This is a genomic window from Sphingobacterium sp. UME9 (assembly GCF_014170215.1).
GTDB classification, from domain to species: domain Bacteria; phylum Bacteroidota; class Bacteroidia; order Sphingobacteriales; family Sphingobacteriaceae; genus Sphingobacterium; species Sphingobacterium paramultivorum.
Map to the genome: position 1 here is coordinate 1,296,947 of NZ_LZZP01000003.1, position 16,647 is coordinate 1,313,593.

The following is a 16,647-nucleotide window of genomic DNA, read 5'->3' on the forward strand; positions in this document are numbered from 1 at the left end:
ATACGATGAAAATATTTAATAAGGCTCTTATCTGTGTCGCAATAGCGACGACTACATTATCTACGTCCTGCAAGAAATACCTGGATGTCTCATCTGAACTTGCCGACAACCTGACGATTGAAGGAGTATTTGAAAATGCCGCATACACTAGACGTTGGCACGGAAATATCTTTAACTGTATCATTGAATATTCCAAAAACTCATCCTCTGCCGACAGAATGAGCAATCCCTGGTCTGCCATTTCCGGAGAGATTGTCGCTAACTTTGCGCGCAATCTGATGGTATCGGGTTACACCGCTGGTAATGCTGGTTATCACCGTTGGGCGACTCAATATATGCAAATCCGTCAGGCATTAATCTTTATCCAACGTGCACATGCAATCTCGGGTTCAGGCAATAATGCTTTGCCTCAGGCTGAAGTAGATCGCATGAAGGATGAAGCCCGCTTTTTTGTTGCTTATTCCTATTTTACCCTGCTGGAGCTGTATGGTCCTGTACCATTAATAACCGATCTGGCGGATCCGGAAGATCAAAATCTCGACTATGCCCGTGCTCCGATGGATGATGTGATCAACTACATCGACGGCCTACTGGCAGAGTTGATCAATACAGGAAATCTACCTGCCACTATCAAAAGTAATGTCAGTACAAATCAATATGATACGGGCAGTATGGTACGTCCGACACTTGTCGCAGCACGTGCATTGCGCGCTAAGCTCTGGGTATATGCTTCTTCCAAGCTTTTTAACGGTGGATTTACCGAAAGCTTAGCCATTGTCAATCCCGATGGGAGCCGTTTATTCCCAGACTATAATCCACAAAAGATACAAACCGCAAAACAACGTCTAGAAGAATTTTTGGACTATGCGCATGGTCTCGGTCACAAATTACATATCGAGTATTATCCGGCCGATCCTGCTAACCCCGGCGTGCAGGAGATCAATCCCAATGAATCTATTTATCAACTATTTCAAAAGTACAATGATGAAATTATTTGGGCAACGGGATACAACGATTATAGCAATCCCAATAATCAGGAGCGCCGTTCTAATCCCGTAGATCTCTACGCAAGCCCCACTAATTTTGCTAACGTAGGCATCTCACAGGAGTCTGTAGACGCATTTTTTATGAGCAATGGCAAAACGATTTATGATGCCGGATCGAATTACAAAGAAAATGGATTCACGACAGTCAATAACCCTACCCATATCAATAATCATGCGGATCAAAACATTTTCAATATGTATGCCAACCGGGAGCCCCGGTTTTATGCTACAGTGGGCTACAATGGAAAAAGTTGGCATATTCATGCAAATGAGCATAATAATCCAAATGGTATATACTATCAATGGTACGGTCGCGGTAAACCTTCGGGAATCGCCGGTGGCGAGAATTGGCCAAGAGCAGGGTATTTACTATATAAATTTAAAAACAGACGTATCGCACAAGGAATTAGTTCCATTAACGTCGCCGGTGCACCAGGTACTCCATTCACCGTTTACACTTCCTGGGCACGACCTTCTATTTTGTTCCGTTTAGCCGATTTCTACTTGTATTACGCCGAAGTCCTCAACGAAATTAATCCCAACGATCCAAAAATTATCGAATATATAGACAAAGTAAGGCAACGCGCCGGGATACCGGGTTATGCAGAAATGGAAGCAAGCGGTATTAAAACCGGTGTTATCGGTAATAAAGCCGGACAGTTTAAAGCGATTGTTCAAGAAAGACATGTTGAATTATTAGGCGAAGGACAGCGCTGGTTTGACATGCGCCGATGGATGATCTGTGATCCTGTAAGCGTAAATCAACCAGACAAAGGCGGAGTTGATGGTGATATGACACGTATGACCGGAATGAATATGAACGGTTTTGACAATGTACAACAAACTTACGGTCAGAATACCACAACAGTAAAACCTTTAGGTGACCCCGATTCTTTCTACAAACGGACATCCGTAGAAAACCGGCGGTGGGTAAAAGAGTATTATTGGTATCCTGTTCCCCAAGATGAAATCAATAAAAGCAAGGGCCGTTTACTCGTTCAGAACCCTTTATGGCCTGTGGTTATTGGAGCGGCGCAGTAAACAATTATAGAAAACCGAGATATATTACCATATATTTCAATCAACTGTTGTCTTTACCATCAAAGGAGCTTATCAGTCAACTTTGATGGTAAAGACAACATAAAAAATTAAACACCCAAAGGCCAAAATCAATAGTTAACGACTGCATTTTTCAGATTAAAACAACTAAGCGTTTGCCTCCATCGATATTCATTTCCCAAGCGTTTTCAATGTTTTTAAGTGGAATATTTACCGTTTCGATTTCTAATTTTCCGTCAGCAGCAAGCTGAAACATTTCGGGAAGTATTTCGGTAATCAATAACTTTATTTCTTCCGGTCTCCAGGTACCTAAACCCGAGCCTGAAAGCTGAATATCTGTACTGCGTAAAATGGAAGATGACAACGTAATTGAATCGCTCATCATTCCGCCAACAGTAACGTAACGCGTATGGTGCGAAAATCCGCCATTGCCTTTTAATGCCGATAAGATCAGCTCTGCACTTTTTCCCCACAAGTAATCAATAACCACGTCAATTGGATTTTGCTGCTGCAAGGTTTTTAGTCGTGTAATAAACGCTTCATCGTCTTGTTTCAACGAAATGATCTCATCTGCACCTAATGATAATAATTCGTTTAAAGACTGTTCGTTTCTTCCTGTCGCTATCACCTTTTTTGCACCGTAATGTTTGGCAATTTGCACAGCAATTTTGCCGGTAACACCTGTCGCACCGTTAATAAGTACGGTTTCACCTTTTTGCAACCCCGCTCTGAAACTTAATGCCAAAGCTGAGCCCATCACTGCATTTGGTAAAGCTGCTGCTGTTGCATCGTCAATATTTTCGGGTAGTCTTACCGTACGTTTTTTTTCAACAACGGCTTTTTCGGCGATCATTCCACTAACGCCAATTCCGTAAACACGTGTACCGTCTACTAGTACCCCAACTCCATCTCCACCGACCACTTTTGCTGCAAACACTTCGTCTTGTGTGGAATAATGTTTTCCAATTGCCTGCATCCGGTCAAGGTTTTTCACGGCAGATGCTTTCACCGAAATCAATAATTCGTTTTCATTTTGCACTATTGGCTCGGCAAAGTTTGCTACATATTTTGGCATTTCGCCTTTTTTCAATACTACTGCTGCTTTCATTTTGTCTAAATTTTATGCAGCAAAATTAAAAACCGATACTTCAGCAGGCGATAACATTTGTTATTAAATCCGCTTTTTTGCCAATATACTTTTTATCCGACTTAAATGGACCGAAGAAATCCCGAGATAAGAAGCGATATAATGTTGCGGAACACGTTTTATAATTTCGGGTCTTTCTTTTAGCAAATTAATATAGCGTTCCTGCGGCGTATTTTTGACCATTGAGAAAAAATAATTCATATAATCGAATGTCCGTTCAAAAATTTTGTCTATAAGCATATCCCGTAACTGTGGAATTTCTTTAATTTCTTCGATTATCCTGTTTAGGTCGGTTTTGTGTACCCACCACAAAACGCTTGGTTCGATGGTTTCTATATTGGTCTGGCTTGGAATATTTTTCCGGAAGCTTTCAATGGAGCCAACAGTTTCATTTTCAAAAAAAAATTGGGAAGTAATATCTTTACTATCATTATTGAACCAAGCACGAATCCCACCCTTTTCAATCAGAAACATTTTTTTGGAAACTTCGCCTTCGTTCAAAAGCATGGTTTTGGCAGGAACTTCAATGCGATGGAAGCAACCTATATATTCGTTCCATTTATCGTCATCAAGTTGGAATTTATTTCTGAATTGTTCAAACATTTACTTGTCGTACTTGCACTGTCGATATATAAAATAGCTCTCTTTCACTTCTACTAACTTACAAAAAATTACGGTAGTGAAAGAAAAGGGCGGAGTAATACAAAAAAATGGTTCGACAAATTGCCGAACCAAACTAATCACATTTTTTCTACCCAATTTCCTGTTTCTTCAAATTATCTACAGGTAAAGTTCAATAGCCATTTAAACTTTCCGAAATTTACCCAACAACCAAATTGGGCATATTCGATAAACTAGGATTTGGGTAGCCGTATGAAAAAACCTATCCCTCAAATCAAAAATAAAGCTTTGTTAATTGTCTTTTATTAACATAATTATTCCATCACTTTCTTTTTTTATAACATTCACAACATCTCTAATCTAAAACATGGAATAGTTATTTGTAGACAAATCAACTTCTGCCCTAACTTTCCACAACAATAGCCACATCACGCCCGGCCAAAATCAAAAACGTATTTAACACTAAGTTTTCATGAAAGTAGTAGTATTCAGCTTAACGCTAATCCTGAGCCAACAGCTTCTTGACACAAATATTTTATTGATTTATTACATTGTGTTTGATTTTCATCACTCAATTAGCTTGTTACAGGCCATTTTTCCAACTTTGGCAATATGAAACAGCTTAAAAGAACAGGCCATGTCCAAATTCCCTTCGGCACGCTCGAACTTGTACTCCTGACAGATGGTTATTTTACACTAGAAACATTACAGCCTACCCTTGCCCCAAAAATACCCTCTCAACTAGTCGAAATGGAACTGCAAAGGCTTTCACTTTCAACAAAGGACTATCAAGCGCCTATTATCGTTATGTTGATCAAACAACAGGATCGATATATACTCATTGATACTGGTGAGGGACATTATGACACTGACAATGCCGGAAATTTAAAAGAAAGTCTGCATTTAGCAGATATTGACCGCAATAAGATCACAGATATTCTCATTACGCACGCACATCGGGACCATATCGGTGGTATATTAGATGTCGATGGCACACCCAATTATCCAAACGCAACATACTACATGGCTAAACCCGAATTTGAATTTTGGATGTCAGATCATCCTGATTTTTCGAAGAGCGAAAATCCTGAAATTGGTCAATCTAACATCGATTTAATACGAAAAACACTTCTAGGTATTGAGGTCAAATTGCAGCTATTTGAACCGGGCGACCAACTCTTTTCCTGCATTCATACAGAATCAGCAGCTGGGCATACCCCAGGACATATCATCTATACAATAAAATCCGACAATAGCGCAATTACAAATCTCGTTGATCTAATACATTCACCTATCCTAGTTTCCCAGCCTCATTGGGGAACCCAATGGGATATTGATTTCAATCGTGCTGTGGATACACGGATAAAAATACTTGATCGCTGTTATCGAGAACAAACACTTGTGGTCGCATCTCATATGCCTTGGCCAGGGATAGGCTTCATAGGTCGAAAAAACAAGTGTAAAGAATTGGAGTGGATTCCTAAAAACATCATTGACTAAAATGTCTTTTCCAAAAAAACACGCAGCAGATTGCGCTACTTCACATAGCGCAGTATGCACGTTTGCAATTAAAAGTCCATTAGCTGCAAGGCTCAGCCCCAGCTCGTTTTGGCAGATGTATACTATATTTTTTACTTCAACCGCTATTCTTCAACCTCTTGCATTCCAGAATGCTCCAAAAACTGACGTGGCGATAATCCATTATGCCTTTTAAAATAATTGGAAAAACCAGCCAGATCATTGAAATTAAGATCTACAGCAACTTGCTTGATCGATTTGTCTGTACTCAGCAATTCAGACATAATGACATTAACAACTTCTTTCGCGATAAAAGCATTGGCATTCATATCGAGGTGCTTCCTGCAGAAAACATTCAGGTAATTTGCAGAAACCCCCAATTTATCCGCATAATATTTTACCGAACGATGCTCTCGACAGAATGCTAAAAGTAACAACGAAAAACGTTTGAGAAGAGGTTCAAGTTTACCTTTTTTCTTGGGTTTCAGTTTTCCCAAAACTTCTCGGTTGAACATTAATGCTATAATCCTGAATTTTGAAAAAATAATCTCCTTCATCCCCTGCTTGAACGCAAGCTCTCGATCAATCCCCCTAAACTCTCTCAACATCTCTTGAAAAATCCGAGTCGAAAGGTTCATCACAGGATTCTTTTTACAATATTCAATCGGATAAATAAAGAAATTCTCAAATGCCTTAAAAAGTCGCCCGGAAACAAATACGGTATGTGATTTCGTTCCTGCCCAAATATCCCAATTATGAAGCTGGCCAGGAAAGACTATGTGTAACTGCTTACAGTTTATTTCATAAGCAACCCCATCGATAGTATGCGTGCCACCACCTCTTTCAAACAACAAAAACGAAAAAAAATCAAGTCCGATAGGCTCTTTTCTATACATCTGCCGCTCAGTCTTGAAATATAGAATCTCTTCTTTTGTCCCCCTCAATTCCTGAAAATATTCAAAATGCTCTATTTCATAATTTTTGTTTTTCATCATATCCAATTATTTGCAACAAATGACGTTATTTGCAACAAATGACGCCATCCACATCTTTGACATGATCAGAACGCCATCCATATGATTCTAGGGAACCTGTCCCATATGTGTGAGAAAATTTATCAATTCTCCCTCAACAGAAAATAATATCGAATTAAAATAACATTGAATTTATCGATTCTCAAAACGTAAGCAGCAAAATGAATGATTTGATAAAGCATATAGATGAATTTTATAAACGATTTTTCATTTCACCTACTACCAAGAAGAAATGATTGCATTAAAACAGGCCCCTATTCACAAAAAATAGATTAGGAATGCAGCACTCTTCCCACTGATATACTTGTTGAACAAATAGCTCTTTTTATCCCTAATAACAGCGACATGCCTAAGGTCATAAAATGTTGTTTGTGGACCAATGAGAAGATCAAACCAGATAATATTCCAAATTTTAATTGGAAATTTTTGTATTCCAGTCATCCAGGAAATTTTCAAGAACATCCAATGGCAAACAACCATATTTTAACACTGCGGCATGAAAAGCCTGAAAACTAAATTTCTCGCCCTGTAAGTTTTGGTATTTTTTTCTCAATTCTTTGATTTTTAGCTCCCCGATTTTATAAGAAAGTGCTTGTCCTGGCCAAGCCATATATCTTTCAACTTCTGCCTTTGCGATATTTTCGCTTATTGATTCATGATCCATCATATATACAATTGCCTGTTGTTCAGTCAGCCTTCCGGTATGAATACCAACATCAATTACTAAACGTATTGCACGGTGGATCTCATTATTTAGCGCACCCATCTTTTGATATGGATCTGTATAGCATCCCAATTGTTCACCCAAGGATTCGCAATACAGTGCCCAACCTTCCATGTAAGCATATAGGGCATTTTGTTGTTGGAAAGTAGGAAGTTCGCTATACTCCTGCTGTAATGCAATCTGATAGTGATGCCCAGGTATTGCCTCATGTATAAATGTGCATTCTAGGCCATAAAAAACTGTATTTATCTTAGTCGGATCAGGTATCGGAACGAAAAAAGTGCCAGCTCTCTTCTCTTTTAAGTTTCCCTTAATATAATAAGGACCTCCTTGTGACGCCTCTTGGTAAGGATCTACGCGTTTTATAACAAATTTCGTTTTGGGCTCCACTAAAAACATATCTTTTAAATGAGGCTGAATCTTATTATATATTTTTTGATAGGCGTCTAGCACCTGTTCTGGGGTTTTAAATGGTCTAAACCTTTGATCTGTGCGCAAAAATCTAAAATAATCTTTTAAAGACCCCTTAAAGCCATTGAGAACCATATTTTGCTTCATTTCATGGGTTATACTGTCCACCTCTTTAAGCCCGATCTGATAAATCTGGTCGGGACTAAGTGTAGAGCTGGTCGTATATAACTTGATGTAGTATTGGTACATTTTATCCCCGTCAGGAAGACTATTTAAGCCCGATTGTAAAGATGCAAAAGGCATATAATCGTATTGTAAATAACTTGCTAACTTCGCATAGGAATTCAAGACATAGTTCGGTATAACTTCGTTATATAGCATTGTCAATTTTTTCCTTTCCTCATGGGAAAAGTTTTCCGGAAATTGTTGCAATGGCCTGTAAAAAACACTTTTTAAAGTATCTCTTTCACCGAGTGCGATCAATTGTGGAATCATGCGGCCAACCAGAGACCTTGGTAGAACAACTCCCGCTTTCTTCCCTTTCTCGAAATTTGCGATAGCAGTATCTGCCCAGGCCTTAAAAGAGATCATCCTTTTAGACCAATTTGTATAATCTTCAATGGTATGAAATGGCTGGGGACCATTGGTCGAACCAAATAGTGCAAGGTCTGTTGGAACCGAAGCTGTAAACTGATTAAAAGGAATATATTCAAAATGCATAGAGAGCCCCTCTAATCCCGTTTTTAACGTATAATCCAATACATCATAGGAAATACGATCTGCCTCTGTCAAGTTTTTCCTATCGAATTGCTGTAATTCGTTTAAACATGACTGATAGAAATTTTTCTTAGCGACTAAAAAATCAAAAGAACCCTCATTCTGAAGCAAGTCATCGTAGACATGAATACCATCCGCTGTTGCTTGGAGCGGATTGAAATAGCATTCTTTTTCATAGTATTTTTCAAATAGCCTATGTAAAGCACTTAAATGCTGTCCCATAGATTTGCTCGAGTACAAGATAGAGGAGAGCAACAATACAGTTGTTAAAATTTTATTTTTCATTGGAATTAAAGCTTTAATCATAAATAATCCATCTGGACCATTTTCCTTATGATCAAAGTTAAAATCAACGCGCTAGACAAAATTGTACCCAATTAGCCTCAACCTTTTTTCTACATCCGTTGATACTGACTCGGCGTAATCCCCATAAACCTTTTGTAGGTTTTAATAAAATGAGCTTGATCAGCAAAGCCACAATTGAATGCGATTTCTGTGAGTGATTGCTTCTTCGATCTGATCATGGGTAATGCCTTTTCAATTTTAATCCGCCGAAGATAATCTCCAATTGTACAACCAAAATATTGAGGAAAATATCGAGAGATGGTAACGGGATGCAAATTCATTTCTTCAGAAATATAACTTAACGATAATGGAATATTCCAATGATCATACAAAAAATCTTTGATCCGGAAAATCCACGCTGGCCCCATACACTTGATGGTAGTGGTACATGTCAAAAGCAGGATGGAAAGTTGCTCCATTGCCAATATGCTTTGTTGGTCGTCTAAATAATGTTCCCCCATAATCTTTACTAAACCGCTTGTGCCCCATTGAATACCATGCGAGAACATGCAAGATTCATCTGGTACATTTAAATCATATTTAGTTAGAAAATCTTCGGTAAATTCAAGATTGAAGATTCTTGTCCCTTTTATATAACCAATATTCTGGTGGATAATACCGGGATAATAATATAGAGAAGTACCCTGTTGCTGCCGATTTTTCTCATTCTGCCTGATTTCAACACTTCCACCATTCAAAATATGTGAAAAATGTGGATTCTGATGACAATGCCAATCAGAGATAATACCAGCCTCGTAATAAATATCAGAAGTAATGATACCAGCAAAAGAACTTTGGCTAACTTCATTCCCAATATACTTGCCAGCTTCTAATACGAGCAGCTTATTGTTTTCATTTTCCACAGCTTTCCCCCTATTTTAAATGTACTTTCATATTTCCGAAATGATAAATATAATTAAAATTCATGTTCTAAAATGATCGACCCGATTAGTCCTATCACTTATCTAAAGATCCCAACATATTTTCTCTCGAACGAAAGTCCAGCCTTTTTATTTTACAACTTCCTCCCGAGCTATTTCTTCTTTTGGGGACATTCTACAAAAAATACCTGAAACCAGTGATAAGGGGTATGGACCAATTCGTCTATTTTTGCAGGAAAGGAGAGTGAAAAATGAGAAAACTAATGGGATGCTATTTAATCATCTTGGTCATCGGACCATTTTGTTCAAAGGCGCAGGAAAATTTAAAATTTGACGATAATTTCAACCTATGGAACATACAAAAGGGTCAGTCGGCAACTGTTTTTGCCACAAAAGCTTATGTGCGTGCTCAACCTAGTCTTAAGGCAGCAATCGTAGATTCTTTATCGGTAGGAAATGTCGTTACGATCACCAGCGCGCCTTTCAAAGGAAATACGCTGAAAAATTTTTATGCTCCTTGGTATGAGATAAGTTATTCCGACGGTAGCAGTAAAAAAAACGGTTTTATTTGGCTCGGACTATTAGCGCTCGGAAAACAAACCGCTTCGGACGGCTCGCAATATATTTACGGTTTTGAACGTTTTACCAAAAGTATCAACGAACAGGAACAGGATCATTTCTCCACAGTGGTAAAACTTCTCGACACAAACGGAAATTTTCTAGCTGAACACACCTTCCCTTTCGCCTATTCAGAACAATCGTTCTCCCAGAGTAAATTACTGCCGGCAATGGGCCTTCAAAATGTCAAACAAATCATCCGCATCGAATTTCTGGGGGAAGCCTGTGGTATACCTTCTGAGTACAACTATGTGGCCTGGACAGGACAACGACTTGTGGATCTTCCCAGCAGGTATTCTGTTAGTGATGCTGGTGTTTTCTATTACGATGAAAAGATTCTTTTCCCTTCCGAACACCGAAAAAATAATCAGATTATCTTTAAATACATTGAAGAGGGAGAAGCTATTGACGACAATGCAGAAAATCCCAATTTCAAGATCACAAAAAAAAGTGAAGAATTTCTATGGAATGGTAATGGCTTTGAAAAGGTTTCTACAGCTAAATAGTATTTTCCACAGATTTTAACATACTGGATACATATAAAAATTAATAAATGGAAGAAAAGAATATATATGATTTGTTCTACAGCGGACAACTAGACTTATTTATCATTGAAGGAGAAAACCAACTGCGACAAAACGATCAAGATGTTACGCTTTGGACACACCTAGCCATCGCCTATCATGATCAGGCATTCTATGAAGGCCACGAAGCTATTTTTGATGTTATTCAGGAAAAAATGATCCCCTATTTTCAAAAAGCATTGGCCATCGAACCTGATAATGAAACGACCCTATATCATATACTGAATTATGTTTTGGACAATCAAGCGACATTAGCACAAATTGGTCGTCCAAAATTCCATATTACTGAAGGCAATAAAGGTCTATTCATCGAATACGCAAAAAAACTAATCGCTTCCCCCAATATGTCCGGATATGGGCACAACTATTTAACCAATATCTACGAAGGGCTCCAGGACGATACAGCGATGCTTCCAGTTTTGGAGGCGAGCATTGATTTCGTTAAAGAAACATTCAAGGATGAGCGGGAAACCTTGGATCATAATTTTTCCATCTTTTGGATAAAGAAAATATACCTGCTTGACCGTACCAAACAGATCAATGAGTCTAATATTTTAGCTTTAATGGAAGCTGATTTTAAGCATTTCATCAGCAGCAATGAAATGAATTATGTGGATCTCGCTGAAATTGCTTACGAAAATAAAGCAATCGACCTAGCACTGCAGATTTTACTTAAGCTTATCAAAGGGGAAAACTCAGCCGTGCATATCCATCAGGAGTTGGTCAAATGGCATACTCGTTTTGAAGAATTGATTGCCGAGGGGTATGAGCACCCTGAGGTCTTTTACTATCAGCTTATCATTGAGCGCAATTACTCAGAAGAAATCGGAATCCCGCTTGACTATTATTATCTCCATGCACTCAAACTGGTCGATGCCTATCCTGATTCTTACGTTGGTTACCATTTTGCGGCAGCCTATCTCTATGACGAGGGGCAGTATGCCGCGGCTATTCCGCATCTAACAATGGTAGGTGAGCGAAAATGGAATGCAACATCCTGGCGACGCCTAGTTGAATGCACCTTTAAAGCCAATGGAACAGTTTACGATCAGGTTCCTACTTTCCATGACCTTCCCCGTGAATGTTATAATGAAGCTGTCGCACTATCTGATTTTATTCACTCCCAGGACAACTTAACCACAGTTGATCAATCTGCACTACAATTGCTCGTCCTCGAACTTTATCGTCAAGCCTACGACGCTTTCAAGGAGTATTTTGAACAAAATAAATATGAAAGTGACTACTTTGGGGGCTCCCACAACAGAGCCATGAATTGTAATAATCTAGCCTTAGCGTATAAGGCAGCGGGAGAACTGGAAATCTGTTATGCTATCGCCACCGAAGGGTTAAGCTATTCCGACTTTGAAGAACTTCATTTCACCCGAGCCGATGCCTTGTCAGCATTGGAAGATTACGTACGTCTGGAGGAGGTACTTCAACAATACTTTGACACCTATCAGATCTCGCTGGAAGCGACCCTGGAGCAGCAAGCATTTACCTCTGAAGAAGATGAAGAAGCCGAAGATACGGAGTCTGTTATATTTCCTCCCTGTTACCGCATGCTTATGCATCAAATCGATGTTGAATACCAGCTAGGACGTTCAACAAATATTCAATCCCGGGCCCAACAGCTGCTCGAGTTTATTTACAAATTCTATATTGATCATCCCAATTTAGACGACTACCAGTATCGTGATTTTGAGGCATCAAAGAATGGGATCGAACATATTATCTATCAGATGATCGAACAGGATAATTTGGCACAACGTATCTCCTATTACGAACAGATGGCTAAACAATACCCACACGAAGCGCAGTCTCAATATGTCTTAATGCAACTATATAATGAAAAGAGCAATTACAAGTCCATGAACCTCGCTGCGCAGAAATACCTTAAAAATAAACCGGAATTTATCATCGATAATTTCGATAAAGCAAAGACGCTCTATCTCATCGTTAAAAGCCATTACTATCTTACGGAATTTAGCGCGGGTATAGAAACATTCCAAACGTATGACAACTGGGTACAGTCAGTCATGGAGCCCAATGATTATGTCCTTTGGTTAAAATTTGGAATTGAACTTTTCGCCGAAAACGGAGATATAAACGAAGTAAATAAATACGTCAATGTTTTCAACGGTATTTATCAGCAATGCGATTGGGGCTACGACGATGATGTCGAATCGGTTAAATTAGCAGAGGCATATGCAAACTATAAAACAGGGAATCTGAAAAAAGCACACAATTTGCTTGATGAAGTGCTCGCCTATTCGGATCACTCTCCTTTAGCTGATGAATATAAACGTACCTGGAAAAAGCCTGGCTTTTTTTCTGGTTTTAAGTTTTAAGTATTTCTTTGCTTTCCGAAAAAAAGAATTCCAAACGTCGCTCCATGTTATCTGGTCCTCCCAAACTCAAATAACATGGAGCCTATAAAAAAAGTCCATAATGCCAAAAAAAGTTAAAAGTAGAAGCAGATTCTACCCAAAACAACTATATTTGAGCTGATATGGCACTTAAGCGACTTATACTACTATTTTTAACCTTCGGTTTCCTTTTAAGTGCACCCGACGCTTTTGCCTGCCATAAAATGAATGCACACAGTAGTCACACGCAAGATGATGCTACCACTGACAAAAAGGACCATTGTTGTTCAAAATTTAAATCTTCCAAAAAAAAGGCTTTCTGTAAACATCACAAACCATGTAAAAATTGCAATTGTCAATGCACGTATAGTGGTACATTTTTGGCAATTTCCAACCCCCTTGAACAAGGTCATGAACTTTGCGGTATAGCAATCAAAAAAAATTATAAACCCATAGCGCCAACATTTATTTCTGAGGGATATTTTTGTCCTTGGGTCCCGCCAAAAATAAGTTAATCCATACATTGATCATTTATCAATCATTTTTGATTACTTATTTTTATTTACTCTTTCATCCAATCATATGAAAATCAAACATTATATCATAACAGGGGCTTTTGTACTATCCTCTTTAACAAACTATGCACAAAACAACACCGTGAACACCAATGTTAAAATTGCTGGAAACTGCGGTATGTGTAAAAAAACAATAGAAAATGCAGGAGCCTCCGCTCAGGCTAAAGTTGAATGGAACGAAGACAACCAAACTGCGACAATAGCCTATGACGCAAAGAAAACTTCCTTAGATGCTGTATTGAAAAGTATCGCAGGGGCAGGCTATGACAATGAAAAGTACCTTGCCGCGGAAGATACTTATGCTAAACTACATGCTTGCTGCCAATACGAAAGAAATTTAGCTCCTCCAGCTTCAGATAGCCCACAAGACGCAAGCATTGAGCCGGTAGCTTCAGTAGATAACATCAGCAACGTAAGCAATTTTCAAAAGATCTATGACCAATACTTTCTGCTTAAAGATGCACTTGTAGCTGCGGATAGTAAACAAGCTGCAGGCCTAGCAAACGATCTTGCCGATGCAATCGCTAAAATACAAACTGCTGATCTAACGAAAGCGGAACAGGACGTCTGGAAAACCAAAACAACATCACTCAAAGCGACAGTGAAGAGCCTACAACAGGCAAAGGATATCAGTAAACAACGAGAAGCCTTCGCGCTATTGTCGGAAGATATCTATAGTTTGTCCAAAAACTCAAAACCATCTTCTTCTGTTTATTACCAAAAGTGTCCGATGTTCAACAAAGGTAAAGGTGCGACTTGGTTAAGCCGTCATAAAGAAATCAAAAATCCTTACTACGGCACACAGATGCTGACATGTGGCAGCACAATTCAAACGCTTTAACGAATAACGTCGCTTAATCGACTCTTAAAAGGTTTATCTCCCGACGAGATAAACCTTTTTTTGCAATTGCTGCCGCAATGGTGGATTTTTATAAACCAAAATAGTATATTTAGTATCAGCAGAAATTGGTTCGCTTAAATAACAACACGCGTATATTATAAAACAAGGTTCAATTCATGGAAAAAGTAATTATTACAGGTGGTGCTGGAGCTATAGGTCTTCATTTAACAAAGCTATTGGTTGCCAATTTCTATGAAGTTATTATTTTTACCAGAAATCCGAAGTCCCATCCCGTACAAAACAATGTCCGATATGTACATTGGGATCCCAGTAAACAGGAGATTGATGTCAAATCAATTCAGGAAGCCGACTATATCATTAACCTGGCGGGTGCAAACCTCAATTCGAAACGCTGGACAAAATCATATCAACAAGAAATTATTGCCAGCAGGGTAGAAAGTGGACAACTGCTCTATCAAAGTCTAAAACAAATACCAAATCAAGTAAAAGCAGTCATATCGGCCTCCGCTATAGGTTGGTATGGAACAGACGATCAATACCAAAAGAAACCTTTTGAAGAAGGAGATCCACAAGGCGGAAATTTTCTGTCCTGGGTATGTAACCTATGGGAAGGAAGCGTGAAACCTATCGAAACATTGGGAAAAAGACTCATAGTCTTCCGTTTTGGGGTAGTTATCAGCAAGGATCAAGGCTTACTCAAGGAAATCAACCGTTTCTTACCCTTTCGGTCAATTCCGGTATTAGGCTCTGGAAAACAGATACTCAGTTGGATCCATATGGATGATCTCTGTCGGATGCTGCTCTTTGGCATACAAAATGATACCATAGCCGGAATTTATAATGCCTGTTCATCTGAACCGCTTCCCCTCGCGGAGTTTGCAAAAAGAATAGCCAAACGTAAATACGGTCCATTCTATATTCCCCTACCCGTCCCATCATTTTTGATTAAATTTATGCTTGGAAAAAAAGGGCAGGAAATGGTGCTCAATGGCACTTGGGTAAGCAACAAAAAGATAGTACATGAAAAATTCCCTTTTAAATATCCCCTTTTGGACAATAATTGTATAGATAATTTACATATTGATTAATTGTTAATTCGCGTTAATTTCTGCCCTTTTTGGGACAAAATCCGTATATTTGCGGCTTATGAAGATTTTTAGATATGGCGCAAAGGGCTCCGAAAAAGCGGGAGTCATTTTAAACGAAAAGAAATATGATGTTTCAGAGGGAAATTTTCAATACAACCGCAATTTCTTTGCGGATATTGCAAATTTAGAAAGACTTCAAACATATATAAATGAAAAAGGCGATACGCTTAAAGAGATAGCCGACGACGAGCGTATCGGTACACCATTGGAAGCTCCGTCCAAAATCCTTTGTGTAGGGCTTAATTTCGATGATCACGTCAAAGAAACCAAATTGCAACAAGCTTCAGAGCCTATCGTATTTATGAAATCTGTATCTGCATTCAATGGCCCTTTTGATGGAATCACCCTTCCGAAGTTCTCCGTAAAATCTGATTGGGAAACCGAATTTGCCATTGTAATTGGAAAAAAAGCTTCTTATGTTACTGAAGAAGAAGCTTTGGACCATGTGTTTGGCTATGTGCTACACAATGACGTTACAGAGCGTGAATTTCAGATCGAGCGTGGCGGAACCTGGGATAAAGGTAAAGGATGCGACACTTTCGCTCCTGTTGGTCCATTTATAGCTACCAAAGATGAAATCACAGATATCGATAATTTAAAAATATGGCTTAAACTCAATGGTGAGCTTATGCAAGATGGCAATACAAGTGATTTTATCTATCGTGTGCCCAAATTGATTTCTTATTTAAGCCATTTTATGAGCTTACTTCCAGGCGACATCATTTCCACAGGGTCACCTGCAGGATCTGGCATGGGCAAATCTCCACAAAGATTCCTGAAAGATGGCGATATCATCGAATATGGCATCGATGGACTAGGATCTGCAAAACAAGTGATTTCAGCTTATCAAGCGTTGTAAAAAACATATATCTGGGTTCTTTCATTCTTTTTCCGTCTGAAAGAACCCATTTTCTTTCACTTCATTTTATTT

Annotated in this window: 12 protein-coding genes; 7 read left to right on the forward strand and 5 right to left on the reverse strand. The window is 38.8% G+C overall.

The genetic code is table 11. From position 1 onward, the window contains the following. Positions 1-5: 5 nt before the first annotated feature. On the forward strand, positions 6-2,087 hold the full coding sequence (locus tag A9970_RS07045; protein WP_182981777.1) for a RagB/SusD family nutrient uptake outer membrane protein: 2,082 nt from the start codon (positions 6-8) through the stop codon (positions 2,085-2,087). A gap of 151 nt (positions 2,088-2,238) precedes the next feature. Here A9970_RS07045 and A9970_RS07050 read toward each other — a convergent pair whose 3' ends face one another. Continuing rightward, positions 2,239-3,213, reverse strand: coding sequence for a zinc-binding dehydrogenase (locus A9970_RS07050; RefSeq protein ID WP_182981778.1), 975 nt, complete (start codon positions 3,211-3,213; stop codon positions 2,239-2,241). Positions 3,214-3,276: 63 nt separating this feature from the next. Then, positions 3,277-3,855, reverse strand: coding sequence for a Crp/Fnr family transcriptional regulator (locus A9970_RS07055; RefSeq protein ID WP_182981779.1), 579 nt, complete (start codon positions 3,853-3,855; stop codon positions 3,277-3,279). Positions 3,856-4,485: 630 nt separating this feature from the next. Here A9970_RS07055 and A9970_RS07060 point away from each other — a divergent pair. Beyond that, positions 4,486-5,373 carry an MBL fold metallo-hydrolase gene (locus tag A9970_RS07060; RefSeq protein WP_182981780.1) on the forward strand — a complete coding sequence of 296 codons (888 nt, stop codon included), beginning with the start codon at positions 4,486-4,488 and terminating at the stop codon, positions 5,371-5,373. 143 nt (positions 5,374-5,516) lie between these two features. Here A9970_RS07060 and A9970_RS07065 read toward each other — a convergent pair whose 3' ends face one another. The 3 genes from A9970_RS07065 to A9970_RS07075 all read right to left on the reverse strand — a co-directional run bounded on the left by A9970_RS07065 (position 5,517) and on the right by A9970_RS07075 (position 9,545). Continuing rightward, entirely contained in the window at positions 5,517-6,386 is an 870-nt protein-coding gene (locus tag A9970_RS07065; protein ID WP_153844697.1) for a helix-turn-helix domain-containing protein, read from the reverse strand. A gap of 451 nt (positions 6,387-6,837) precedes the next feature. Beyond that, positions 6,838-8,622 carry a DUF885 family protein gene (locus A9970_RS07070; protein WP_182981781.1) on the reverse strand — a complete coding sequence of 595 codons (1,785 nt, stop codon included), beginning with the start codon at positions 8,620-8,622 and terminating at the stop codon, positions 6,838-6,840. Between the two features lie 110 nt (positions 8,623-8,732). Beyond that, positions 8,733-9,545 (reverse strand): AraC family transcriptional regulator, encoded by an 813-nt coding sequence (locus A9970_RS07075; RefSeq protein WP_310889269.1) that lies wholly within the window; start codon positions 9,543-9,545, stop codon positions 8,733-8,735. 281 nt (positions 9,546-9,826) lie between these two features. Here A9970_RS07075 and A9970_RS07080 point away from each other — a divergent pair, with 281 nt between their 5' ends. From A9970_RS07080 to A9970_RS07100, 5 genes are all read left to right on the forward strand, one after another. After that, complete coding sequence (locus tag A9970_RS07080; RefSeq protein WP_182981782.1) at positions 9,827-10,687, forward strand: SH3 domain-containing protein; 861 nt, start codon at positions 9,827-9,829, stop codon at positions 10,685-10,687. 47 nt (positions 10,688-10,734) lie between these two features. Then, the gene (locus tag A9970_RS07085) at positions 10,735-13,113 is read left to right on the forward strand and encodes a hypothetical protein (RefSeq protein WP_182981783.1); all 2,379 of its coding nucleotides are present in this window, start codon (positions 10,735-10,737) and stop codon (positions 13,111-13,113) included. A 600-nt stretch (positions 13,114-13,713) separates the two neighbouring features. Beyond that, positions 13,714-14,547, forward strand: a complete 834-nt coding sequence (locus A9970_RS07090) for a DUF3347 domain-containing protein (RefSeq protein ID WP_182981784.1) — start codon at positions 13,714-13,716, stop codon at positions 14,545-14,547. A 176-nt stretch (positions 14,548-14,723) separates the two neighbouring features. After that, complete coding sequence (locus A9970_RS07095) at positions 14,724-15,656, forward strand: TIGR01777 family oxidoreductase (RefSeq protein ID WP_182981785.1); 933 nt, start codon at positions 14,724-14,726, stop codon at positions 15,654-15,656. 58 nt (positions 15,657-15,714) lie between these two features. Beyond that, positions 15,715-16,575: a fumarylacetoacetate hydrolase family protein gene (locus tag A9970_RS07100; protein ID WP_182981786.1), complete on the forward strand. Its 861-nt coding sequence runs from the start codon at positions 15,715-15,717 to the stop codon at positions 16,573-16,575. Positions 16,576-16,647 lie beyond the last annotated feature (72 nt).